The following is a 25,286-nucleotide window of genomic DNA, read 5'->3' as shown; positions in this document are numbered from 1 at the left end:
AAGTGATTTCTTTAAGTGAAAATTTCTTGATACATTGTGATATAGCCGAGCAATTTGAAACGCAACTGAACCACACGGAAGTAATTGCTGCCGCTACTGCTGTGCTATACGCCGAGGGTCTTGAGAATCAATCTATCGAATTATCGGTAGCAATTAGCGATGATGAGGAAGTGCGCCAACTCAATAATAGCTACCGCAACGTTGACAATACTACAGATGTATTGAGTTTTGCGGCAGAAGAATCGCAGGAAAATAGCATTTTTGCGCTCCCTCCTGACGCACAAGCAACCCGCTATCTGGGAGACATTATCATCTCATATCCGCAAGCGGAGCGACAAGCGCCTGAGTTTGGAAATAGCGTCACTCGCGAAGTGCAAGAATTGGTTATTCATGGCGTATTCCACTTACTAGGCTACGACCATGAAAAAGATGCCGATCGTGAGGTAATGCGAGCTAAAGAAGAAATTGCCTCGAAAACTCTGGACGGAAAGTAGAAATGAAACAGGCAAATAAGCCTAGCGCTCCTCAGGTTAAGCGTGCTACTTTTTTCAAAAGCTTTTACTATGCTTGGCAAGGTATCTGGTATGTTTTACGAACGCAGCGCAACATGCGGGTACATCTGTTAGTAGGCATAGCTGTTGTAATAGTGGGTTGCCTACTTGGTGTTACCTTAGTGGAATGGGCTTGCCTGCTAACAATTATGGCGCTGGTTTACAGCCTCGAAATGGTAAATACTGTTGCAGAAGCCATCGTGGATATGCACACTCTTGAATACCATCATTTGGCAAAAGTGGCAAAGGATGCGGCGGCAGGAGCGGTACTGGTATCAGCAATGTTCTCAGTTGGGGTAGGGCTGGTAATTTTCTTGCCTCACTTACTACATTGGTTTTTTGGCGGGTAAATAATGTCACGCAAAATTCTGATTCTGACCCCTCAAAACCCTTTCCCACCTGACCAAGGGGCGCCAATTCGCAATTATAACTTTATCAAATATCTTGGCGCAACCGGCAAATACAACATCGCCTTACTCAGCTTTGTCCGCCCTGAAGAAATCGAAGAAAGTCACGAGGCTGCCTATGCCGAACTTTCCAAATATTGCACACGAGTAGAATTTGTAGCACACCCTCCGGTTCGCTCGAAAATAAAGCGAGTACAAAGCCTTGCGCTGAATCCTTTACCTGATTTGGCATTGCGTTTGGTTTCATCCCATTTTCAGGAAAAGCTCAACCGCTTGGTTACAGAATTTAAACCGGATGTTTTACTGTGTGAGGCGTTGGAACTTGCGCCATTCGTGCATGAGCTTTTCAAAAATTCGGGTATTTCGCGCCCAAAACTGGTTTTAGATGAGCATAATGCTGAGTATTTATTGCAGAAACGCGCTTATGAGAGCGACTTCAAAACAGGCTTGCGCCGTTACCCTACCGCGCTTTACAGCTATATCCAAACACAACGTTTGAATAAATATGAATCTGAGGCTTTGGGCTTCTTTGATGCTGCAATTGCAGTGAGCGATAATGACCGCAAGGCACTGCTCAGTCTATCCCCAGATGCACAAATCAAGGTAATTCCAAACGGGATAGACCTTGAAGAATATGCACCTGACCCTACTGCCGTAGAGTTGCCAAAACGATTGGTTTTTACCGGTTCAATGGATTTCAGACCAAATGTGGATGCGGTGGTTTGGTTTGCTAATGAGATATGGAGCAAAATTAGGCTGGCAAAACCCGAAGCAACCTTCTACATAGTCGGGCGCAGACCCGCTCCAGCAGTACAAGCGTTGGCGAACTTACCCGGAATCACTGTAACCGGGCAAGTGCCGGATGCGCGTCCATTTGTGCGGGAAGCAGAGCTATACATCGTTCCGATGCGAATGGGGGGCGGTGTGCGATTTAAAGTGCTGGAAGCGTTGGCAATGGGCAAAGCGGTATTAACTACCACGATGGGAGCAGACGGCATACCGATAACCCCCGGCAAAGAGGCGCTAATCGCTAATAATCCGCAAGAATTTAGCGCAGCAACAATACGCCTATTGCAAAACCCTTCTTTGAAAAATGAACTTGCCACAAATGGAAGAGCGTTTGTTGCAAATCATTTCGACTGGCGCAAGATTACACCATTACTCGATGAAGCGCTATAGTTTTGTTTCAAGCTGTTTTATAACCGAGTTAGGATTTAAAAAGGCTAGGCTACTAGGTTTCCCACTACCTATTAAAATTATTGCAATAGCTTAAGTGCAATGTTATTATGCGAGTATGAATCGTTCATGTGATAAAAATGAATAGTTCTTCGGACAAGAACTATTCTGCACAATGAGCGCCTGTCGCATCAAAAATTGATTATAATCGACAGTTCCTGCAAAAGGAGATAATAAGCATGCCTCCAATTCCATTCACCCGTAATTACTCTGATCATAGTACAGATGTCGGTTTCCAGTTTGAATTTTTCTGCGACCGCTGCGGCAACGGTTTTATGAGCCAGTTTCGAGCTAATAAATTGGGAGCAGCCGGTGAAATTGTACGTGGGTTAGGCAATGTGTTTGGCGGAGTATTTGGCAGGGTTGCGAGCGGTTCAGATGAAGTGGATCGTCTAACACGTGGAAAAGCGCGAGATGACGCTTTTAACGTTGCTATAACTGAGTTGAAGCCGTTATTTAACCAATGCCAACGTTGCGGAACTTGGGTCTGCAAAGAAGTTTGTTGGAATCAGGAAGTTGGCATGTGCGTCAACTGCGCTCCTAAAAAAGAGGGCGAAATAGAGGTTGCCAAATCAGAGGCTTTTGTGCAACAAATCCGTGAAAAGGCAATGGCTACCGATTTTGTCAGCGATGTAAACCTGCAACAAAAGCAGGTGGTAACCTGCCCTAGCTGTGGCACAAATACGGGTGGCGCAAAATTCTGTCCAAATTGTGGCTATAACCTTGTACCGCAAGAACAGTTCTGTACCGAATGTGGCTCAAAAGTCCCCGCGGGAGCTAAATTCTGCCCTAGTTGTGGCAAGAAAATGGGTTGAGCCTGAAGAAAAATGTCGGATTCCCTAGCAGATAAACTGGAACGAGTTAGAAAGCGTATCAGCAGAGCAGCGCTTCGAGCGGGGCGCAAGCCTGAAGAAATTACGCTGGTTGGCGTTACAAAAACAGTCAGCCGTGAGATGGTTGAAGAAGCCTGCCGCCTAGACTTGTTAGACTTCGGCGAAAACCGGATAGGCGATGCCGAAGAAAAGTTTACCCCACTGCCTTATACTCCCGGTACGGCACGATTACACCTTATTGGACATTTACAAACCAATAAAGCCAAACGTGCCGTTGCCCTTTTCGACATGATTCATTCGGTGGATAGCCTTCGGTTAGCCGAAGTATTGGATCAACATTGTGACGAACAGGGCAAAATTATGCCGATTCTACTGGAGGTTAATATTTCAGGAGAGTCCAGCAAACATGGTTTCAATGTGGTCGAACTTGAGTCTCAAATCGAGCGGCTATTCGCTTTACCCCATTTGCAGCTACGTGGTTTAATGACTATGGCTCCGTATGTAGCTGCACCCGAAGAAACCCGCCATGTTTTTAAAGGATTAAGCGTTCTATTTGATAAAATTAGAAATGATGTTACAATTCCACATTGGAAGGAACTTTCGATGGGTATGACTAATGATTTTGAAATAGCAATTGAAGAAGGGGCAACACTAGTGCGGATAGGGCGAGCCATTTTCTAGGCAAGTTTGCTCATTTTGCGCTAGATTTTCAGATGTTCAACACCTCGCATTTAATTGAATATCTTACAAATCTGCCTTTGCTACAGGTTCCCAGTTCCTTACTGCAAGCCTCTCTTAACGAAGGATTAAGAATTGGTCGTACCGATACGGGTATGGTTATCTTTTTCGATTACGATGAAGGGCGAGAAGCAGGCGGTGAGGTGGGTTTATTGCGCTATTTTTTAAGCATTAAAGCTGCTAAAGCGCAAAGCCAGTTGAATCAGGAAATTCCCATTTCCGAGCAGAACCCTCTCAGTAGTTGGGTTCCCAAGTTGCCCACCCTTTACGAAATGTCATTCTCACAAGAGCAGACCCGGCGTATTCTGACGCTGCCGCTAGGCAATCCCAACTCCATACAACCTATGGGGGTGGTGCTATTGCTAATGCCTCGCACCGATCCGGGCGGCACTATCAGCCTTACAATAAGCACTTCCGACTTACCTAATTTGGTGGCATATTGCCGCGCTACCGCAAACGCTTGGTCGAGCTTGCGTTCCCTTACTAATATGTCGCGCCGCCTCGAAGATTTAGTATTGTTGAACGATGTAGCAACTGCTATTACCCAAAATCGGGATCTCTCCGATCTGCTACGGCAAATTATGGACACCACCGCCCAGATGTTACATTCGGATGCCTGTACCCTAATGCTCCTAGACCGCGCTACCAATGAACTGGTTTTCAGTATCCCAACCGGAGAAGCAGGAAATGAACTGAAACAGATGCGACAGCCTATGAGCGAAGGCATTAGTGGCTATGTGGCAAGAATCGGAGAACCGGTTATCGTAAACGATGTAACCAAAGATCGTCGCTTTAATCAAAGTGTAGATAACAAGACGGGTTTCCGTACTCGCTCAATTATGTGCGCCCCCATGATTGTACGTGAAAAAACAATCGGCGTAATTGAGGTCATTAACAAACAAGATGGCGGTTCTTTCAACCCCAATGACCTTGCTTTGTTGTTAACACTGGCAGCGCAATCCGCAATCGCTATTGAAAATGCCCAGCTTTATTCCGATCTTAAGGATGAACGAGATAAAATCATCGCTAAAGAAGAAGAAGTGCGCCGTGAGTTAGGGCGTGATTTACATGATGGTCCCGCACAGGTTATGGCAGGTCTGGCGATGCGCTCCAATTTTATCAAAAAATTGTACCAAGCAGGCAACGAGGAAACCCGTTTACTCAAAGAATTGACCGATATGGAGAGAGTGGCGCAACAAGCCGCCAAAGATATTCGTACTATGATGTTCGGCTTGCGACCGTTAATGCTGGAAACTAAAGGGCTTATTCCTACCCTTGAAGCTTACGTGGAAAAATTGCAAACCGAGGGTTGGGAAACTCACCTCATTGTGGAAGGTTTTGGGGAAACTGAAACCGAAAGCGCACTTCGCCTACCCTACAATACGGAGGCGACCGTTTTTATAATAATACAGGAAGCTATTAACAATATTCGGAAGCACGCTCAGCCAAATAATGTCTGGATAAGCTTGTCTCACAATGATATACAGACCATTGTAACCGTCCGGGATGATGGCAAAGGTTTTGATAGCGAAGCGACTGCAAAAAATTACATTGAACGTGGGAGCTTCGGTTTGCTCAACATGCGTGAACGGGCGCGTTTAATCAATGCTCAATACGAACTTTCCTCCAAGTTGGGGCAGGGAACTACCATTAAACTATTAATTCCCAATAGCGCCATGCCACAGGTAACTACCCAACCGCTTATGGTTACAATGCCTAGCATTATCGAAAAATAAAAAATGCTCTCAACTCGTTTAAGCAGAGAGCATCTTCGGATTATACTTCCTAATTATACTTCCTAGTTCAGCAGACTGTTAGCAACCAAAGATAAAACTCTGCGCCTTGCTTTATGCAGGTTTCCAAAAGAAAAAATACTATTCTCGCGGGTTTTGCCCGAATTTACCGTCGCCAGTTGAGGCGCAGGATGCGCTTTTTCTTCCAGCAATGGCATGTATTTGTGATAGCCTAGCAATGAAGCCATTGCTTTTAGACTTTGGGAAGGCGCAGTACAGCGATACTCGTAAGCTCCTGTAACTGGAGATTCTTCTATTACCAGTTCGGATGGTTCCGGCAGCAAGCAATGATGAACACCGCCGATACCCGAAAGCATATCCTGATAAGCCCCAGTCATAAAGACTCCGATGGTCAATGTTTCACCCGGATAGAGTTCCGGCAGCATTACGGCATCGTCCTCTTCTCCTGATTTATATACATCATCAGAATCGCAGGTCATACCGCTCAGCCACACTTTACGCACCGGACGATCAAAATGGGTTAGAGGTAAGATGATAAATTGCTGCTTAAGCGCCCATGTATCCGGCAAACTGGACATGAGCGAGCCATTGATTACATACCAGCTTACATCCGATTTATGGGAGGACTTGACTAGTTCCACTTTGTAAAGGTCAAATCCATAAGCTGCGGCAGTATAACGCCCAAATTCGCCATAAATATCGGGATGCGGGATTTCGTACTGAGCGCACATTTCCATAATTCCGGCGGTTAGCTCGTTCGCAAACGCCTGATAATCAAATTGAAAATCAAGGCTGTAAGGTACAGGCATTCCGCCGCCAAAATTGAAAGCACGCATAGTAGGATAGGTCAGGCGTAGGTCACAATAGTTGCGGAATGATAGTAATAACGCCTTTACCCAATCCTGACGATCTATACACTGAGTATCAATCATGGCATGGAACATAACCGGAGTTAAGCCGGGAGTCTGGCTTATTGCAGTAGCCACTTTACCAAGTTCGTGGCGCGGTATTCCAAAACGGGAGGTAACTTTTGAGAAATCGCCATCAGGTAGTATGCTTTTATCTACGCGCAGGCGAATACCTACTTCATAGTTCAAGCCTGTGCGCCGTAGCGTCTCAATTTCATCGAAAGATTCAATAATTGGAATAATATTCTTGAAGCCTTCGCGCTTCAAATTCGCAATATTTTCCACGTATTGTTGGGTTTTAAAGCCGTTGCATAGTATAACGCGATCAGAGGGTAAATTACCTGCTTTCCAATGCAAACGCGCCATCATAATATCCATAGGGGAACTGGTTTCATAGTGCGCCCCAGAGGTTAAAGCAGTGCGAATCAAATCTTCATATTGCGCCGCTTTGCTGGCATAGCAATATGTAAACTTACCTTGATACCTGTTATTGTGGAAAGCGCGAGCAAAATAGCCCTGCATGTTGGATATCTGAGTTGAAATAATCGGATTATAACCGACTTCCAGAGGCGACCCCCACTCATGGGATAGGTGGGTAAGATCTATATCGCGGAAGAATAAACGGTTGCGCTCAATATGTAGAAACTCGTTCAGTCTTGTATTAGTAATCCCGAAACGGCTACGCAAATGTTCGTAGAAGTTCTGGGTGGTATTGATCATTCTTTATCGTACCTCTTTTCACAGCACACTCCCGCTAACCGGCAGTGGTAGAAGGATGACGGACAACAGGGTCGTAAAAATGAGCATCTTTGCGCTCAGTTATTCCAAAATGTGAATGAGATAACATACAATTACCTTTCAGGTTGTATTCGCCCAATTCCGGCAGCGTCAGAGCAACTAAGACCGACGCTTAGGGTAGCCCATAGGACGAAGAAGTGGCTCGTTAAGCACAGCTATGACAAGAAGCACCCATTAACCAGAATATTCTTGTGCAAAGCTTGTTGAGGGTATTAACCCAAATTTCTTGTTATTTGCCTAACACTGTATTCTATCATATTCAATTTGGGTATTACAATACTTTTTATATGAAATTTTATTAAGATAAGCGGTCGATTATCAATTCTTTTAAGTTATTGCTAAAGCCAAAAAAGCAAAAGGATGGTGCAGATGGGAAACCTGCTAGGTGTTCCCTTAAACTCACTTCCCTTTCCTTCTCTGTGATAAACGCGACAAGGTTCGACCTAAAAACGTTTCTTGCAATGCACTGATAATGGGGCAGGGCTGATACCATTGGCAAACTACCCTCAAATTAAGGGTCGCCTCTTGTGGAAGAAGTCTATTGCCCTCAATTGTCCCCCCATCCGAACCCAAACCCGCCCCGCTTCTTCCGAAATCACCGTGAACCTAATCATACCGAACGGCATTAATATTGTTTGCTAAGGTGACTTGATTATGCTAAAGTAACAGCCATACTTGATACCATAATCTTTCTGAAAACTCCAAAATGTTATATTGGAAGATTTCGGAGAGTACACCTTAAACCTCCAATAATTCGGCAATTCCGAATAATTACAGGGTAGGGGTAAAAAAATTTCTAGCAAAGGAGACCGAGGCGAAAGCCTTATGGACAACGAACGCGGTAAATGGCGAAACCTTAACAAGACTGAAATAAATGAGCTTAAAAGTCGCCTAGCGCAAGTAGGACTTGATATGGCGCGGCTCGAAAATAAACGCGATTATCCTGAAGATAATGATATAAAAAGTAAAATTGATAGTTTACTGGACGACATCCTCGGAAAGATGAGTGGAACCACCACTATAATTGATACAGAACCCGCAGTAGTATTAACCGGCTCTGGCGAGAAAGAAAAACGCCGTGTAGTAGTTACCGGACTTGGCACTATCAACCCTCTAGGCTATAGTGTAGAAGAATTTTGGGCAGGGCTTCGCAAAGGGCAAAGCGGTATTGCCCCTATGACGCTTAGTAAAACCGATGGGTATCCTACCAAAATAGCCGGAGAAGTAAAAGAGTGGGATCCAAAGAAATATATAGATACTAAAGATGCCCGGCGCATGTCCAGAGCCAGCCAATTTGCTGTTGCTGCCAGTTTTCAAGCTATCAAAGATGCGGGCTTAAAAATAGAACATGATGTAGCCGAAGATTATGGGGTTTTACTTGGCGTAGGTAATTGCGCCTTTCCCGAAGTTGAACAGGGCGCACGTACTCTACTGGAAAAAGGCGGTATGCGCCTTAGCCCCTTCTTTATACCCATAATTTTGCCGAACATGTCCAGCAGTCAGGTTGCTTTGCAAGCGGGCATAAAAGGCTATAACGGCACGATAGTAACCGCTTGCGCCAGCAGCACCCAATCTATCGGAGAAGCAGCAGAAGTAATAAAGCGCGGGGATGCCGAAGTAATGATTACCGGCGGTTGTGAAGCTCCTATCAGCGAATTAGGACTCGCCAGTTTTAGCGTTATGCGAGCGATGAGCAGCAAATATAACGAACGACCTACTCAGGCAAGCCGCCCCTTTGACCGAGAACGAGATGGGTTCGTTCCAAGTGAAGGCGCAGGCATTGTAGTTCTGGAAAATCTGGAACATGCGCAGGCAAGAGGAGCGCGAATTTATGCGGAAGTAATCGGTTTCGCCGCCACCAACGATGCGTACCACCTGACCGACCCCGACCCCGACTCCTTCGGCGCAGTCAGAGCAATGCGCCGCGCCATTCATCGTGCCGGATTAGCTCCACGCGACATAGATTATATCAATGCTCACGGTACCAGCACCGAAAAAAATGATAAAATGGAAACCGTAGCAATAAAAAAGGTCTTTGGAAATTACGCCTACCAGATTCCAATCAGCAGCACCAAATCTATGATTGGGCATCTATTGGGCGGTGCCGGAGGCGTAGAAGCTATCGCGACTATTACTATGATGCAGGAAGAGTTGATACATCCTACTATAAACCTAGACAATCCCGACCCAGACTGCGACCTTGACTATGTACCAAATCGCGCCAGACCGTTTAAAATCAACATTGGAATGAGTAATTCCTTTGGGTTTGGCGGGCAAAACGCTTGTCTAATCTTCAAGAAATATACACCTGAGAGTCCTGAGGCTAAGAGGTGATTCCAAATGGCAGAAGGTCATTTTTACACGATTGTTATCTGGGAAGTACGCGCCGGAGCGCGTGCTAGTGACCTAGAAGAATTAACCAGAAACGGGATTTTACCCCAGTACAAGGAAGTGCCGGGAGTGCTATCCGTAAAGCTTTTCCGTATTCAGGAAGGCGAAGATGTCAATAAATTTATGGCTATGACGATTTACGAAAGTCGTGAAGCCTACAATAATTGGTGGGCTAAAGGTGGGCAAGCGTTACTTGCCTGGCAACAGCAAAACAAGGCAGTAGTTGAAAAATGGGTGGATACCGCCACTCCTGCCCGCCGCCATAACATGACTTTATTGATTGATGCCGAATTTCCGCCCGGCACGCCTAAAATCAACTTTACCCCAGAAAATTAAAGCAATCGGCGGGTAGTTGCTTTCTATATCAAACTAAATCGGGAGTCTGGCTGTGTTTGTTGTTACCAATAAAGCCGAATTAAAGAAACGAATCCGCAATAATCGCATAATGTTCTGGGGGGGTGTAGCAGGGCTGGTTGGCTCTATGCTAACCCTACTAATAGTCGGTAGTAGCCCACAGGGCGCTTTTTTTATCATCATCTTCGGCTATCCTTTGCTCTTTCTAGGAATTTTTCTAAGTAAACGTGGCTCTTATAATAATCGTCGTCATGCTATCGGTGGTTATAGGCTCTTATCCGAAGAACAGGATATTGAAAGACAGCTTAAAAGCACACCTCCCCGCTACCACCTTTACAACTACCTGAATTTCGCCGGAATCTCAATCGAGCATATGCTCGTCACACCGCAGGGCATCATCCTTATTAATATGAAGGGGCAACAGGGCAGACTAAAAGCCGGGCGCGACCTTTACCGCATGAAACGAGGCTTTGTAAATTCTATCGGAGCTATCGGCGAACCCGGTATCGGAAATCCAAGCCAAGAACTGAGCCGCCAATGCAAACGGCTTCGCACTTGGTTCGAGCAAAAAGGTTTTGATATTCCCACCGATGGAATCGTGGCGCTAAATAACCCCCGCGCCAACATTGAAAGCGTTTCGGAAATGAGTTTCCCGGTCTGTATGATTAGTGATTTGCGCGAAGCGGTAAGGCAATGGCAAACCGAGTTGAGCATGACAGCAGAGGAACAAATCGAAATAGAAAAACTGCTGGTTGGGCAACTACTGCAAGAAGAGCAGGCAGAAGCATTGGAATTGCTGAATATGCCCGCCCATAAGCGCATCCAGTTGGAACGTGAGCAGGAATTAGCTACCGAAGCCGCTCGTATTACCAAAGACAAGAGAAAAATAGAGAAAAAACCGGGTGAGAAAAAACCCGGCGCAAGCGCAGTACCACAACCCGGTCAGCGGGTTGGCTTGAACGGCAAACCGCTTCCACCTAAAGCAGTCGAAGAAAAACCCCGCAAGGCAGCGGTAGAACCTTTGAAAAAACCGAATCCGGGCGCATTCGGAGACCCTGCTAAGCGTAGGAAATAGTTTAAGTGATAAACAACCTAGAGTCCGGCGAAGTTTCGCGTCAACCCGCTTCAGATTTCTGTTTTGTGTGTGGTAGAAATAATCCTGCCGGGTTGCGGCTGGATTTCTACAATAACAAAACGCAGGTCTGGACTGAATTTACGCCAACGGAATACTACCAGAGTTGGCCCGGTATCTTACATGGTGGCATCATTACCACCCTTTTAGATGAAACCATTTCTAGGGTAGCTTTCCTTTATGATAAGTGGGTTTCAACCGGAAAGCTCGAAGTAAAATTCCGCAAGCCGACCCCATTGGGTCAGAAATTGCGTATCAGCGGCGAATTGGTGCGCGATGCTGGACGGGCAATGGAAATGCGCGGTAGAATCCAAGTCATTGAAACAGGCGAGATTACCGCCGAAGCAAGCGGCTTATTCGTGCGCTTACCCGATGCAACCCGCCACGAAATTATCAAAGCAGTGGGCGGGGATTTCGCCGAATGGGAAGAGTGGCTGGCAAAAAACAGGCATTGATATGATTGGACACGGTTGGGCAGTTAGTTTCCTGCAAAATTGCATAGACACCGAAAAAGTTACCCATGCCTATCTGGTACGAGGTCCGGCAGGGGTTGGCAAATTCAGGTTGGCGTTAGATTTTGCCCTCGCCCTTGCTTGCGAAAACCCCCCTGCAAAAAAATACGGCTTGCGCTATTGCGGGGAGTGTCGCCCCTGTCGCCTCATCGAAGAAAACAAACACGCCGACGTTACTACTTTCGGGCTGGACTGGCAAACCCGCAGCGAGGGAGTCAAAGAGGGTAACGCCGGGCAAAACCTGAAAATAGACACCGTGCGTTATATCAGCCATAAAGTTAGTCGCCCCCCCCATGAAATAAACTGGCGTATAATGATAATTCGGGACGCGGAGACATTTCAAAAGGCTGCCGCCAACGCTTTCCTCAAAACACTGGAAGAACCGCCCGAACGCGCCGTTTTGATTTTGCTGGCGGATAGCGATCGCCCAATGCTCCCCACTATCGTGAGCCGTTGCCAAGTCGTAGATTTGCGCCCTGTGCCACGCGAGGAAATTGCCCACGCCTTGCAAAGCGAAGGGGCAAGCAAAACTGAGGCGCATATGCTCGCGGCATTGTCTGCCGGAAGACCCGGCTGGGCATTGGATGAGTATAAAGACTCCACCAAACAGCGTATCAACGACCGCGATGAAGCCTTGATGCACCTTGAAAAACTTCTACCCGCCGACCGTCTTATAAGGCTGTCCTTTGCCGACAAGCTTACCTACCAGTGGCAAAGCGGGGGCAATAAGCGTAACTCGGTGCTAGTAATGTTAAATATCTGGTTGGGTTGGTGGCGAGATTTGGCGCTGGTACGCCAGAATCTAACTACGCATGTATCCAATGTGGATAAGCTGGATACCTTAAAAGAGCAAGCAGGGCGTTTCTCGCCCATCCAAATAAAAAATATGCTTTTAGGCATCACCCACGCACAGGCTGAACTCGAAGCAAATGTGATGCCGCGCCTTGCTCTAGGCGATTTGTTCATCAATAAATTGCCAAAATCATAACGTTCCGGGTTCGTAGTTGGGTAGCACAGGATAAAGGGCGACTCAAGCGTCGCCCCTACCGGAATGGGTTCGGGTTCGGAGCGTTCGGGGGGGCTTCTCAATAACCCTCGTTCGATGAGATGTGGTGAAACGGGGGGAAATAAATGACAACTCAAGATATACAAAATCAAAATAAAGATACTTTCCGCACTGTAGCGGTGCGTTTCAAGCCTAACGGCAAACTCCAATACTTCGACCCCGGAGAGCTTGAATTAAAACCCGATGATTGGGTGGTAATTGAAGTTGGGCGCAATACTGAAATGGCGCGAGTAGTTTTGCCTCCGCGCAGTATCGTTGCCAGCCAACTTGCCGAGCCGCTCAAGCCCATCTTGCGCATCGCCAACGAGGATGATATAAATCGACAACTCAGCTATCGCGCCCGTAACAAAGACTCGCTGGTAAAATGCGCCGAGCGGGTTAAAGTTTACCTCATCCCAATGCGCTTGGTAGAGTGTGAATGGAACTACGATGGCAGCAAGGTAACTTTCTTTTTTACCGCCGATACACGGGTAGATTTTCGCCAACTTGTGCGCGACCTTGCCAGCATCTTCCGCACTCGCATTGAGTTAAGACAAATCGGGGTGCGCGATAAAGCCAAACTGGTGGGGGGCGTGGGTAAATGCGGTGAAACGCTGTGCTGCTCTACTTGGTCATCAGAATTTCCTCCGGTCTCGATAAAGACCGCCAAAGATCAAGATTTGCCGCTCAATCCCTCGAAAATAACCGGGGTATGCGGTCGTTTGCTATGCTGCCTCAGCTACGAACACCCGATGTACGAAAAGATGAAAGAGAATATGCCAAAAGTGGGCGACAGGGTGTGCGGGGCGCATGGTAGCGGCGCGGTAGTAGGGCGCAATATTCTCAAACAAACGGTAACCGTAACCTTTGATAATGGGGCTTTTAGCGAATTACCCCATAGAGAACTGACAATCGAAGAAAAAGAACAATCCACTTTAGTTGCCGGATATGATGCAGATACCGACACCGTTTTCGAGGTGGAAGACCCCGAAGATTTGCAATTTCTGAAGGAAGATTAAGCATGGAAAATTGGAAAACACTCTCACGCGAAAAGGTGCTGGAACGCGGCAAGTTTTTGACGGTGGAAGACCACACCGTAGAACTACCCGATGGGCGCACCATACCCCAATGGCCCTGGGTAATCACGCCCGATTTTGTGAACGTGCTGGCAGTAACCGAAGAAGGGCAATTCCTGTGCTTTCGCCAGACCAAATACGCCGTTGAGGGGGTTACGTTGGCAACGGTGGGCGGCTACATTGAACCGGGCGAAGACCCTTTGCTGGCTGCCAAGCGCGAATTGCTGGAAGAGATGGGCTACGAGTCACATAATTGGGTTTCGCTAGGCAAATATATCGTGGATGGCAATCGCGGCGCTGGCATGGCGCATCTTTTTCTAGCGCGAAACGTCAGCTTTTCGGGCAAAGCAGAAAGCGACGACCTCGAAGAGCTTGAAATGATTTATCTAAGCCGCAACGAAATAGCGGACGCGCTAGTTTCCGGCGAGTTCAAGCTGCTAAGCTGGTCACTTACCGTCTCGCTCTCGCTCAACCACGTTTAAACCGCTAGAATCGCATTATGCTATTGGGTGAAATCCTCGCCACCTCCGAACGCGGTTTTATTACTATTACCTAGTAGGAGGAAATAGAACAGAATTTACCGAGGCGGTTCCGGTTGTAGTACAGCGAACCGGTATATTATCTATGTTCCCGTTTGTATTGAGATAATACATTCCCACCTCAGCCCGGTACTTTCCAGCCGGGTTAAAGTTGTTCGATAGTCTTATTGTTTGATCTATTACCATCCACTCGTTGACCTTCCAGCTACTTGTTGGCAACAACCCCGCTTTCGAGTCGGGCAATTCTGCGCCCGATTGTTGCATTCGCCAGCCGTAGGGCATATCATCGCGTTGCGTCACTACACTACCATTTTCATCCAGAAGATGAAGGTACAATATATAATCCCGGCTTACAGGCTTAAGGACATTCCAATAACTTGAGATGGTCAAAGCCCCATTTGCCGCATTACGCCCGTAGCTAATACCCTCTATCTTAAAACTTTCTCCAAGAGTACAATCGGTTTGATGTTGCGGTAAAAGAGGATAGGGGCGCGGTCGCCACACGGCGATACCGTCGGGAAATATAAGACTGTAATTTGCGTTGAGAGCTTCCCAACCGGAGTCTGTAAAGCGGCGTGAACCCAACCCCAACAGCGCCACACTAAAGCGGCGGGCTTTCAAATCCGCCAGAAACTTTGACTCATCCCACTGCCCCTCACGAGCCTGCAACGCCATATGGTACAGGTCATCATAGATAACAGGGCGACCAGTTTTCATCTGCAAATAAATGTCTTCCGAAAGAATGTCGCCGGGCGCATTGTTGATTTCATTCGTTAGCCCTTGGTACATTTCCAACCGGGTTTGTGAGGGCATATTTCCCTGAGAGTAATATAAATCACCGGGCGGATAATTCAAAAATTGCCAGAATACCCCCGCCACAAGGGCGATTGCCGCAACCCATCCCACCGCTCGGCGCGTTCCTGTCTCTCCGGTCAAGCCAACCAACCATGCTATTGCACAACAGGTCGCTGCTATTATAGGGGGGAAAAAATTCAAAGCATGATTATACCCGCTCTGATATGACCCGACCGTTATCAAGGTAAAAGCGCCACCCGCAAACCAGATGGTAACCAATTGTGGCGCATACCACTTGCGCTTTCTCCAATTTACTATTGCCCGCGCAAATTCTACTGCCAACGGCAAGAGCGACGCAATTACCAGAGTGAGATGGTCGGGAATTATCCGCTGTGTCAGCCTTCGCCAAAAATCGTCAGCGATCCATGGAACCTGCTGAGCTTCAAAAACATAAAAATAGAAGCGGTGGAGAGTGAGCAAGTCCAATACTAACAGAGGTATCACCAGCATTGCCAGTAATGCCACACCAAAACGCCAAGATTTTCTCCAACCCTTTAAAAGCAAATATGCAATTGCCACTCCACAAGCGGCAAGCTCATTTTGTTTGGTATAAAAAGCTAAAGCCAACAATATAGCAGCGCCATACATGCTGACCTTGCTTTCATTCTTCTCATCCCAACGCCCCACCAACCACAGACCAGCCATAGCTAAAGCCATCGCCAGCATATCCTGTTTATAAAAAGTACCCCATATCTGAGTGGGATTGATGGATAGCCAAATAAAAGATGCTGCAATCCCAGCCATAATGCCGTTGAAATTACTTACCTTGAACAGGCTGATTGCCTGCCAGCGGGTGAGCAACCCAAGAAATACGCCGATAGCTAGGGCTGAAGCAAAAGAAATCAGCCTTCCTCCCAGCATGCCAATGCCAAAAACCTTTAGAAAGATGGCACACAGCAGATAATAAAAAGGTGGATAAGGAGCGGCAATAAACCTATCAAGGGTGGCTTGCCCATAGATATTTGTTCCTTTTGACAATTTCCAAGCAGCATCGAGGTTAAAACCCTCGTCATAGTCAATCTGCCATTCCCAGTTCAAAACCGACCATGAATGGGAAAAGAAACTCCCAAGTCTTGGAAGCAGCAACAGCAGCAAAGCCAGCCAAAGTAACTGAGAAAGTTGGAATTTGAAAGACCGCACTTTTTGGTAAAGTGTTTTATGCGTTTGCTCTGATTTATCGAGAGAAGGTAGAATCAAGTTATTATTATCCCATACTATTTTTTGCCCCGTAATTATAAGATACGTTTCCGTATTTTGCATGCGGGCTATTTAAAAATGCAATATCTCAATATGTGGAGAAAAAGAGGAGTTTTAGAGGGCGCTAAATCGGTACAACCTTTGAAATATGGGTGCGGATAGATTCCCAAACCTCGCTCATGTAGCTCGCCGTAACTACTTCACGCCCGGTTGCCTGTGCAATGTCGGCGGGGGTAAGGTCATCGAGAAAGCGTCCACCATAGCCTTTTTTATCCAACATAACCTGCGGCAAGAATACCAACTTGCCAACCTCATGCCCATTGCGTGCAAACTCCAGCAAAGCCTCGCGAACATCGCGCCCACTCAGCAAGCCCGCCACCGTAATAGTAGAGCCAAGCTCAGGGTTTTGCACCGTCAGCAGATTAATCCTCAAGCCCTCCACCCGGTTAAGCCGCTCGATGATGGGCTGAAAAGTGGGGGTAATTAAGCGAGCCGTCACCAGCGTAGCGTTAAGCGGCTGAGAAAGCGCGGCGGGCAATTTCTTTTCTGTTTTCTTCCAATCCTCTAGGAAGCGGCGCACCAAGCCGACCCCGTTCTCAATCTGTTCAAAATCTTCGTAATGGACGCGACCCGGTACTTCTTGTCCACACAACAGGTAAAACTCATCGGAAAGATAGAGCAGTGCAGTACCTTTTTCTTTCTTGAAACGCTTCTGGTAAGCGTGCGCCAGCGCAATAACTCTTTCGGCTTCATCGGAGCGATAAGTCCGCATTGGCAAGCTAGCGGTATTTTCAAAGCCGCGCCCATGCGCCCGAAAACTACGCCGCCTATCGCCTTCATAGCCATCGCCGCCAGCCAAGCCCACCGGCACAACCCCAATCGTCTGTATCGTAGGGTAAAGCCTCGCCAAATCATCAATGGTCTTTTCCAAATGCGCCCCATCATTCACGGTTGGCACAATGACCACCTGCGTATGAACCTGAATACCGTCCTCGCCTAAGCGTCTGATTTGTGCGAGAATATCCGGCGCATTGGAATTGCCCAACAAACGGCGGCGCATCTCAAGTTCGCTGCTGTGAACCGAAACATACAGGGGCGTTAAACGCTGCTCAAAAATCCGCTGCCAGTCTTCCTCTTTGAGATTAGTTAAGGTCACGAAACCGCCATACATAAAAGAATAGCGGTAGTCATCGTCTTTTATATAAAGACCGGGGCGAAAGCCCTTTGGAGTGCGATAAACAAAGCAAAAGGGACAATCGTTATTGCAGACGCGGATACCGTCAAAAGTTGGCTCGGCAAATTCTAGACCAAGCGGCTCACCTTCACGGTTTTTCAAGCGCACCTCAAGCCGGATAGATTCGCCGTTGCCGTTATCACGCGCAAGATTCAGGCGAGCGCGTGCGTCCACCGCGCCAAACTGGTAGTCAATCATATCGCGGACAGGCTTACCGTTAATCGCCAACAAGCGGTCACCCGCTTTTATTCCGGCGCGTTCCGCCACCGAGTCGGCAGCAACCGCGATTATTTTATCTCTTTGGCTTTTCTTGCCAGAGTGATGATTCGATATATCCAACTTCAAAAACCTTATCTATATAAAAAAGGGCGCATCGGAATGCGCCCGGCTTCATCACCGGATTAAGTCCTAGCTGAAACCTGCCCCAGTAACAAGACGTGCAATATCGTTCCATGTAAAGACTAGCATAAGTGATAGTAACGCCACCATCCCTACCAGATGCACCATCCCTTCTTTATCGGACGGCACGCGGCGGCGCGAAATCATCTCTATCAGCACGAAAATGAGCCGTCCGCCATCCAGCGCGGGTAAAGGCAGTATATTCACAATGCCCAAGTTCACCGAAAGCAACGCCATCAGCGAAATCACTGCCATAAATCCGCCCGTATCAACAATCTGGTCGGTTATTTGCGCCATACCCACGGGTCCGGCAAAGCTCTCCAAACCGATAGAGCCGTTGAAAACCCCTTCGATGCTACGCGGAATCAAGCCAATGGCGTAAGTGGTTTGTCCCCACCCTTCGCCCACCCACTCAAGGGGATTGAGCGAAACATGCCGCATTTGGCTAATCGGCAAGCCCTCTACAATGGTGGAAGGGCGCGGCGAACGATTATTTACCCCGCTGGTATCAGTATAATTCGCGATTATGGTAATTGCTTTTTCCGCTTTACTCTTGGGGTCAATGTAGCTGATTTTTACATCTTGCCCTTGATTGGCGGTCATTATTTTTATATATTCGTTCGCGGTACTGACCTTCTGGTCATTCAGCGCGATAATTTGAGCGTCCACCGGCAATTTCTGGCTAGAGGCATCCGATTCAATATATACGTAATTTACATATAATTTGACCGCCAAAGTGCGGGTTAGGGTCTCGGTTTTGCCGTTGGTAACACGTTGCACCGTAGCTTCAACCGTACTTTTATCCAAATTGGTCGTATAATTCAGCAAATCCAGATTATTGGCAAGGGGCTTACCGTCAAGCATCGTCAGCACATCTCCCGCCTTCAAATCATAGGCTGGCGCGTCTGCCGCAAGCCTCAAGGAGTCGAACACATAGCCCATCTGTACCCCGATTATACCTTCACCATCGGGTGGGTTGGTGCGTCCTTTAATAGTTGCGTTAATGATTTGATTGCCCCGCTTGAAGGTAAAAACAAGCGGTTGGCTGCGATTTAAGCGCGTTTCGATAGACACATCACGGGTATTATCAACTTCGGTAGAATTTACCTTTAGGATAATATCCCCCGGCAACAGCCCTGCCGCTGCCGCCGGTGAGCCGGGTTCAACTTTGGAAATTGCTACCGGTCCGGCGGGAACATCTTTACCGCCACCCGCCAGAATGAAATATATAGCGAATGCCAGTACCAAATTCATAAAAGGTCCGGCGCAAAGCACGATAGCGCGTTGCCATGTGGGCTTTTTCCCAAAACTGTTGGGGTCGTCGCTATCGCCGTTTTCGCCCTCGATTCGGACAAATCCGCCGATAGGTAGCGCGTTTATAGACCATTCCATCCCGTCTTTAGTCTTTTTAGACCAAACTTTGGGCGGAAAGCCTATTCCAAATTCATGCACTTTCATCCCGAACATACGTGCGGTGATGAAATGCCCGAACTCGTGGACAATAACCATTATTAGAAGAATAGGAATAAACCAGAGCCAGTTCATGTCTAACTACCTCTAGCCGCTTCCGCCTACCCGATTGAGGAGGCGGAACCACGACTACTGAAATTATTTGCAAAATGCCGCGCCCAGCGGTCTGCCTCGGCAATATCGTCAAGAGTGGGGTGCGCTACAGGATTATGCGCGTCAAGGCTACGTTCTACCAAATCGGCAATGCCCAAATAAGTAATTTTGCGCTCATGGAACAAGCGCACCGCTTCCTCGTCTGCTGCCGCCAACACGGTAGGATAAGTACCGCCGCGCCGTCCTGCTTCGTAAGCAAGGCGCAAAGCGGGAAAACGCTCGGTATCGGGCAATTCAAAATTCAACTCGCGCAACTTGGTAAAATCAAGGCGCGGATAATCGTTCGCAAGGCGTTCGGGATAGCCCAAAGCATATTGAATCGGCAACCGCATATCGGGCGTGCCTAATTGCGCCTTGACCGAACCATCCACATACTCGACCATGCTGTGGATTATACTCTGCGAGTGAACCACTACATCTACTTTGTCATAAGGCAAGCCAAAGAGCCAATGCGCCTCGATGACTTCCAGCCCTTTGTTAAAAAGCGTCGCCGAGTCAATCGTAATCTTGGGACCCATATTCCAGTTGGGGTGCTTCATGGCTTGCTCAACCGTTACATTAGCCATTTGTTCTTTTGTGAACGAGCGGAAGGGACCACCCGAAGCGGTCAGGATGAGGCGGCGCACTTTATCGTTTGTCTGTGACCAATTTTCCTCGCCATGTTCGTTGGTAAGCCCTTCGCCGGACAGCGATTGCCAGATAGCGCTATGCTCGCTATCAATAGGACGAAGCTGAATACCGCTCTTTCGGGCTTGTTCCGTCACCAGTTCTCCCGCCATCACCAGCACTTCTTTATTTGCCAGCGCAACCTGCTTACCAGCTTTAAGCGCGGCAAGGGTAGGGGCAAAACCATGCTGCCCGCTGGTAGCGACTACCACAATATCAACTTCGGGGTCAAGCGCTAGTTGCACCAGCCCTTCATTGCCATACACTACTTCGGGGCGAGGTTCATAGCCGCTCACATCAAACGATTCTTCGGTTTGACCACCGATACCTACCCGTTTCGGCTTATAAGTAGCGACTTGCTGTTTAAGCGTGTCACTTATTCGGCTGGAAGCGATACTGATTAACTGGAATTTTTCAGGATGGCAGCTTATTACATCAAGAGTCTGTTGACCGATCGACCCTGTACAGCCTAACAGCGCAATTCGCTTGGTCATAATTTCCTTTTTCCCCAACCTCTCCAATATGACAATGAAAATCATCTATATTTGCCCGATTCATTGTTAATTATAACAGATATAACAATGTTAGCTTTGTACAGTATTGCGGTAAAATCAGAGAAGGCGAGTTTGATTCGGGTTGGTAGGGGCGGCAATCGTGGGGAGGGCGTATTCAAATACGCCACTACCAATTAACTGTTTTCTTTTGCCACAGCTTTACGCCGGGTTGCTCGGCGACTCCGAGTCGAAGCTGTTTCTCCCAAATCCTCAAACTGATTGATACGCACAGGCGCGTGTTGCGGAAAGCGTACAATTATGTCAAGCTCGCCGCCCATTGCTTCTACATAGTCGCGTAAAGTGCTGACGTACATGTCAGCGCGTCGCTCGATTTTGGAAACTTCCGCCTGTTTAACTCCCAGTTTCTTTCCTATCATCTCTTGGGAGTGCGCCAACGTCTTACGTAGTTCCCGAAGGCTCAACTCCTCCGCAATCAAACGCTCCGTTTCTCTTTGGATAGCCTGCTGCCTCTCTTGTGGCAGGGTTGCTATAACATCCTCAAGCCTTTTCGCCATTTTCTTTCTCCATCTGTTTTAGATGCCGTTCATACCGTTGTTCTGCTATCGGTATATTTTTTTTGTACCAGCGTGCATCTCCGCCTTTATTCCCACCTATCAGTAAAATCGCTTGCCGTTTTGGGTCAAAAACAAACAACACGCGCCATGGTTCTCCCCGATACGATACCCGCAGTTCTTTTAAATTGGGTAATTTTGAGCCTTTGATTGTGTCCACTTGCAGTCTGCCTAAAGAAGGTCCAAATGTTCCCAAATAACCTGCGTGGGCAAAAATAGAATCCTGTACTCCTTCTTCCTGCTCACAAAGCCACTTTTCAAAGTCAGGGTCTAAAATAAGCCAACATGATACCCTTGTCGAAAATGGCGGTAACATCGGCGAAAAGGCAAAACAACAAGCGCACCAAATACACTTCCAGTTCATGCCCACCATAGCCCGAATCCTTGAGCATATCGTGAAGTTTGCCCATGCGCTCGGACGCTTCGATATTCACCGGGTCTTGGTCTTTAAACTTGCGCTTCTGGTAGCCCGCAATAAAGCCGAAAAGCTCTACCTTACCGGGTAACTCGGACAGCGTAAATTTATGCTCGGCGGTGCTATCTAGGTCGTAAAGCTCAAAGCGTTGGAAATCCGACACCAGCACATATTTGGGTAGCTCATCCTCTTTCAGGTTGGGGAAATAATCCAACGCTTGTTCTTTAGCTTTGGCAAGGGCAACGCCCTCGGATTTATGCTCTACCAGCAAAGTGCCTTTCCAGAAAAGGTCAATAAAGCCCTGCCGATTATCGGGAGTACCTAGTATAGCACGCTATAATAGATTTTTGCTATTGTTAAGCAGCATCAGACAGGGATTATGCGTTTAGCTCAAACTTCTCGTATCGAGATACAGCAAGTGTATCAATTTAAAATAATGTCAGGTTCACTGTAAGGTCATTAGAGAGGGCAGCTATTTTCAAACGCATTTTCCCTGCCAAGCGGTACATAACAGGTTCAAAAGCACCATCAAAGTGTTATAATATTTGAGTTAATTTATTAGCTCTTGATTTTGTCCCGGTTGTGCCGGGCTGCATCCCTTAGAAAGGTTTCTCGATGGAATATGCCCTTGAACGTTTGCGGGTACAGTGCGCCGAATTGCTAGCGGCAACCGGTCTGGTAAAGGCTGATGCAGTTACGCTAACCGACCCCAAGCCGAATATCCCTGCCGACCTAGCTTTCCCCTGCTTTCAAGCTGCCCGTGCGGCAGGAATAAATAATCCGGCTGAGTTCGCGGCAAAGCTCGCGGCGGCAGTACAAATTCCCGCCGATTCACTAATAGGTAAGGTTGAAGCAGCAGGTCCCTTTGTAAATTTCAGCGTAAATCCAAGCAACTTTACAACAGAAACGCTTTCTGAAGCACTAAAGCTAGGCGAAGATTACGGAAAGGGAGATAGCGGAACAGGGCAAACGCTTACTATAGATTTTTCTTCGCCCAATATTGCCCGCAAAATGCACGTAGGGCATTTGCGCTCAACCGTTATAGGCAACTCCATTCGCAATATCCTGAAATTTCTAGGGTATAACGTCATTGCCGATAACCATCTGGGCGATTGGGGTACACAATTCGGCAGTTTGCTGGCGGCACATGATTTGTGGGGCTGGTCAGAAAAGATAAATGAGAACCCCATAGAGGAACTGGTAGAAATTTATGCCCGCTTCCACAAAGCCTCCGAAGAAGACCCCAAACTACGCGACCTTGCCCGTGATTGGTTCCGTCGCCTTGAAGAAGGGGATGTAAAAGCGCGTGAATTATGGAAATGGATGGTTGATATAACCTTGCTGGAGTTTGCCAAAACTTACGCTCGCTTGGGAGTCACCTTTGATTTACAACACGGCGAAAGTTTCTACGAACCAATGTTGGATGAGGTTGTACAGGAAGCGCAGGACAAAGGTATTGCTAAAGTAGAGCCATCCGGGGCAATCTCGGTGGGTTTCGATGAAAAGCTACCTAGCTATCTTTTGCGTAAACAGGACGGCGCAACTCTTTACCAGACCCGCGACATCGCCACCTGTATCTATCGCTGGCGCGAATACCAGCCCGACCGTAATATCTATGTGGTAGGGCAGGAGCAAAAGCTACATTTCCAGCAGGTTTTTGAAACCGTCAGACTGATGGGCTACACCGAAATTGCCGAACGTTCGGTGCATATACCGTTCGGAAAAATCACTGACGCGCAGGGGCAACGCTTCTCGATGCGGCGCGGCACTGCTATCTTCCTTGACGAGGTGCTGGATGAAGCGTTGGAACGCGCTCGTGCCGTAATTGCCGAGAAGATAACCGAAGGAAAAACCGACCTGACCGCAGATGAACAAGAATATGCCAGCCAGATTATCAGCGTGGGCGCAGTCATCTTTAATGACCTTTATCAAGACCCCGGTCGTGATATACGCTTCGATTGGGATAAAATGCTGGCATTCGATGGCAATAGCGCACCCTATATCCAATACACCCATGCGCGTTGTTGCTCTATCCTACGAAAAGCTGAGGAACTGCCGCAGGATGCCAATTATACTTTGCTTTCCAGCGTTGAAGAACAGGCAGTGGTCAAGCAATTAGCCCGCTTCCCGCAAGTGGTAAAACGCGCCGGGCTGGAATTTCTACCAGCGGTTATTGCAGAATGGACATATGGGTTAGCGCGTGAATTTGCCCGGTTCTATCATGAAATTTCGGTGCTAGAAGCGCCCACCCCGGAATTACGCGCAGCAAGATTAGGGTTAGTGGCAGCAGTAGCAACCAATCTTCGGAATGGGTTGGCTTTGCTCGGCATCAAAGCCCCAGAACGTATGTAGCTTTTATTCAAATATTGCGATGGGGCAAACAAAATAATTTAAGCAGGTACAGGCAATTGTTTGTACCTGCCTTCTATTTTCTGATACCATCTTATGTAAAGTAAATCGGGTTATTGGCAGATAAAAATAGGGAGGGGAAAGAATGTTTACCGAAGGAGCAGTAGTCTGGACACCTACCGAAGAATACACCAAAGGTTCGCATCTGGAAAAGCTGATGCTGGCGTTAGGGCTGACTTCCTACGATGCTTTATATGAGTTTTCGGTACAACAGCCTGAGCAGTTTTGGCAAAAAACGCTGGAATTACTCGGCATAGAATGGTTTGAACCCTATCGCCAATTCGTAGATTTAGGCAAGGGCAAGCCATTTCCCGATTGGTTTCTGGGCGGAAAATTCAATTTTACACAAAACGCTTTACGTTGGGCGCACAAACCCGAAAGGCGAGAAAGAGTAGCGTTAGCATGGGAAGGCGAGAATGCGGAAAATCGCACCCTTACTTACGCGGGGTTAGAACGCGAGACGCTAAACTTTGCGGCGGTGTTGCGCTCCCTGGGCGTGCAAAAAGGTGATAGAGTCGGTATCCTGATGCCGATGATGCCCGAAACGGTAGTAGCATTTCTGGCTGGTCCGGCTATTGGCGCAATTATGGTTCCCATGTTCTCCGGCTTCGGCACTGAAGCAATTGTTTCGCGCCTGAGCGATTCGGGCGCAAAGGTGCTGGTAACGGTGGACGGCTTCTACCGCAGGGGGCGACAGGTTCAAACACACGCGCTATTGGAAGAAGTCACAAGGGAATACACCGGATTAGAAAAAATCGTTATCGTGCGGCGGTTAGGTCTAGACGTTCCAATAAACGAGGGGCGTGACCTTTTCTGGGATGATTTGATGGCGCAAGTGGTTGAGCCTGCCCAAATCGAGCCGATGGATTCAAACGACCCTTATCTGATAATTTACACTTCAGGCACTACCGGAAAACCAAAGGGCATGATTCATACCCATACGGGCTTTCCGCTGAAATCCACTCAGGACGTGGCACAGCTTTTCGATTTGCGCGAAGGTGAATGTCTTTTCTGGATTACCGATATGGGCTGGATGGTGGGACCTCTTGTGATTGGCGCGGGCTTGATGCTGGGCGCAACAGTGGTAC

The 25,286-nt window shown here is 47.7% G+C and carries 23 protein-coding genes; 15 read left to right on the top strand and 8 right to left on the bottom strand.

Features of this window, described 5'->3' with window-relative positions; genetic code table 11:
• The first annotated feature begins 2 nt into the window (after window positions 1–2).
• The 6 genes from ybeY to WCK19_RS11755 all read left to right on the top strand — a co-directional run bounded on the left by ybeY (window position 3) and on the right by WCK19_RS11755 (window position 5,501).
• Window positions 3–494: an rRNA maturation RNase YbeY gene (gene ybeY, locus WCK19_RS11780; protein WP_342397581.1), complete on the top strand. Its 492-nt coding sequence runs from the start codon at window positions 3–5 to the stop codon at window positions 492–494.
• Window positions 495–496: 2 nt separating this feature from the next.
• Window positions 497–901, top strand: a complete 405-nt coding sequence (locus WCK19_RS11775; RefSeq protein ID WP_342397580.1) for a diacylglycerol kinase family protein — start codon at window positions 497–499, stop codon at window positions 899–901.
• Window positions 902–904: 3 nt separating this feature from the next.
• Entirely contained in the window at window positions 905–2,137 is a 1,233-nt protein-coding gene (locus WCK19_RS11770; RefSeq protein WP_342397579.1) for a glycosyltransferase, read from the top strand.
• 236 nt (window positions 2,138–2,373) lie between these two features.
• Window positions 2,374–3,009: a zinc ribbon domain-containing protein gene (locus tag WCK19_RS11765; RefSeq protein ID WP_342397578.1), complete on the top strand. Its 636-nt coding sequence runs from the start codon at window positions 2,374–2,376 to the stop codon at window positions 3,007–3,009.
• Between the two features lie 12 nt (window positions 3,010–3,021).
• Window positions 3,022–3,708, top strand: coding sequence for a YggS family pyridoxal phosphate-dependent enzyme (locus WCK19_RS11760; RefSeq protein ID WP_342397577.1), 687 nt, complete (start codon window positions 3,022–3,024; stop codon window positions 3,706–3,708).
• A 32-nt stretch (window positions 3,709–3,740) separates the two neighbouring features.
• A complete protein-coding gene (locus tag WCK19_RS11755) occupies window positions 3,741–5,501 on the top strand; it encodes a GAF domain-containing sensor histidine kinase (protein ID WP_342397576.1) in 1,761 nt (586 codons plus the stop codon).
• 62 nt (window positions 5,502–5,563) lie between these two features.
• Here the strand turns inward: WCK19_RS11755 and WCK19_RS11750 are convergent, their stop codons facing one another.
• Window positions 5,564–7,147 (bottom strand): hypothetical protein, encoded by a 1,584-nt coding sequence (locus WCK19_RS11750; protein ID WP_342397575.1) that lies wholly within the window; start codon window positions 7,145–7,147, stop codon window positions 5,564–5,566.
• Window positions 7,148–8,050: 903 nt separating this feature from the next.
• On the opposite strand from WCK19_RS11750, the gene fabF reads away from it, so the two are divergent.
• The 7 genes from fabF (at window position 8,051) to WCK19_RS11715 (ending at window position 14,217) form a co-directional block, all read left to right on the top strand.
• Window positions 8,051–9,559, top strand: coding sequence for a beta-ketoacyl-ACP synthase II (gene fabF / locus WCK19_RS11745; RefSeq protein ID WP_342397574.1), 1,509 nt, complete (start codon window positions 8,051–8,053; stop codon window positions 9,557–9,559).
• Window positions 9,560–9,565: 6 nt separating this feature from the next.
• On the top strand, window positions 9,566–9,952 hold the full coding sequence (locus WCK19_RS11740) for an antibiotic biosynthesis monooxygenase (RefSeq protein ID WP_342397573.1): 387 nt from the start codon (window positions 9,566–9,568) through the stop codon (window positions 9,950–9,952).
• 52 nt (window positions 9,953–10,004) lie between these two features.
• Window positions 10,005–11,045, top strand: coding sequence for a nuclease-related domain-containing protein (locus WCK19_RS11735; protein ID WP_342397572.1), 1,041 nt, complete (start codon window positions 10,005–10,007; stop codon window positions 11,043–11,045).
• Window positions 11,046–11,050: 5 nt separating this feature from the next.
• Window positions 11,051–11,557 carry a PaaI family thioesterase gene (locus WCK19_RS11730; RefSeq protein ID WP_342397571.1) on the top strand — a complete coding sequence of 169 codons (507 nt, stop codon included), beginning with the start codon at window positions 11,051–11,053 and terminating at the stop codon, window positions 11,555–11,557.
• Window position 11,558: 1 nt separating this feature from the next.
• Window positions 11,559–12,602 (top strand): DNA polymerase III subunit delta', encoded by a 1,044-nt coding sequence (holB, locus tag WCK19_RS11725; protein ID WP_342397570.1) that lies wholly within the window; start codon window positions 11,559–11,561, stop codon window positions 12,600–12,602.
• Between the two features lie 143 nt (window positions 12,603–12,745).
• Window positions 12,746–13,678, top strand: coding sequence for a stage 0 sporulation family protein (locus tag WCK19_RS11720; protein ID WP_342397569.1), 933 nt, complete (start codon window positions 12,746–12,748; stop codon window positions 13,676–13,678).
• 2 nt (window positions 13,679–13,680) lie between these two features.
• The gene (locus WCK19_RS11715; protein ID WP_342397568.1) at window positions 13,681–14,217 is read left to right on the top strand and encodes an NUDIX hydrolase; all 537 of its coding nucleotides are present in this window, start codon (window positions 13,681–13,683) and stop codon (window positions 14,215–14,217) included.
• Between the two features lie 66 nt (window positions 14,218–14,283).
• Here the strand turns inward: WCK19_RS11715 and WCK19_RS11710 are convergent, their stop codons facing one another.
• The 7 genes from WCK19_RS11710 to WCK19_RS11680 all read right to left on the bottom strand — a co-directional run bounded on the left by WCK19_RS11710 (window position 14,284) and on the right by WCK19_RS11680 (window position 22,084).
• Window positions 14,284–16,326 carry a hypothetical protein gene (locus tag WCK19_RS11710; RefSeq protein ID WP_342397567.1) on the bottom strand — a complete coding sequence of 681 codons (2,043 nt, stop codon included), beginning with the start codon at window positions 16,324–16,326 and terminating at the stop codon, window positions 14,284–14,286.
• Between the two features lie 124 nt (window positions 16,327–16,450).
• Window positions 16,451–17,899 (bottom strand): DUF512 domain-containing protein, encoded by a 1,449-nt coding sequence (locus tag WCK19_RS11705; RefSeq protein ID WP_342397566.1) that lies wholly within the window; start codon window positions 17,897–17,899, stop codon window positions 16,451–16,453.
• A 69-nt stretch (window positions 17,900–17,968) separates the two neighbouring features.
• Entirely contained in the window at window positions 17,969–19,504 is a 1,536-nt protein-coding gene (locus WCK19_RS11700; protein ID WP_342397565.1) for a site-2 protease family protein, read from the bottom strand.
• 26 nt (window positions 19,505–19,530) lie between these two features.
• Entirely contained in the window at window positions 19,531–20,742 is a 1,212-nt protein-coding gene (locus WCK19_RS11695; protein ID WP_342397564.1) for a 1-deoxy-D-xylulose-5-phosphate reductoisomerase, read from the bottom strand.
• A 194-nt stretch (window positions 20,743–20,936) separates the two neighbouring features.
• Entirely contained in the window at window positions 20,937–21,317 is a 381-nt protein-coding gene (locus tag WCK19_RS11690) for an XRE family transcriptional regulator (RefSeq protein WP_342397563.1), read from the bottom strand.
• Window positions 21,301–21,690, bottom strand: a complete 390-nt coding sequence (locus tag WCK19_RS11685) for a type II toxin-antitoxin system RelE/ParE family toxin (RefSeq protein ID WP_342397562.1) — start codon at window positions 21,688–21,690, stop codon at window positions 21,301–21,303. The genes WCK19_RS11690 and WCK19_RS11685 overlap by 17 nt, the downstream gene beginning before the upstream one ends.
• Window positions 21,638–22,084 carry a type IIL restriction-modification enzyme MmeI gene (locus WCK19_RS11680; RefSeq protein WP_342397622.1) on the bottom strand — a complete coding sequence of 149 codons (447 nt, stop codon included), beginning with the start codon at window positions 22,082–22,084 and terminating at the stop codon, window positions 21,638–21,640. The genes WCK19_RS11685 and WCK19_RS11680 overlap by 53 nt, the downstream gene beginning before the upstream one ends.
• A 320-nt stretch (window positions 22,085–22,404) precedes the next feature.
• Between WCK19_RS11680 and argS the strand changes: the two genes are divergently transcribed.
• The gene (gene argS / locus WCK19_RS11675) at window positions 22,405–24,141 is read left to right on the top strand and encodes an arginine--tRNA ligase (RefSeq protein WP_342397561.1); all 1,737 of its coding nucleotides are present in this window, start codon (window positions 22,405–22,407) and stop codon (window positions 24,139–24,141) included.
• A gap of 142 nt (window positions 24,142–24,283) precedes the next feature.
• On the top strand, window positions 24,284–25,286 hold a 1,003-nt coding region (locus WCK19_RS11670; RefSeq protein WP_342397560.1), incomplete at its 3' end, for an AMP-binding protein.

The sequence above is a fragment of the Candidatus Chlorohelix sp. genome, assembly GCF_037138995.1.
In the GTDB taxonomy this organism is placed as follows: Bacteria; Chloroflexota; Chloroflexia; order Chloroheliales; family Chloroheliaceae; genus Chlorohelix.
This window is presented reverse-complemented; position numbering and strand designations above follow the sequence as displayed.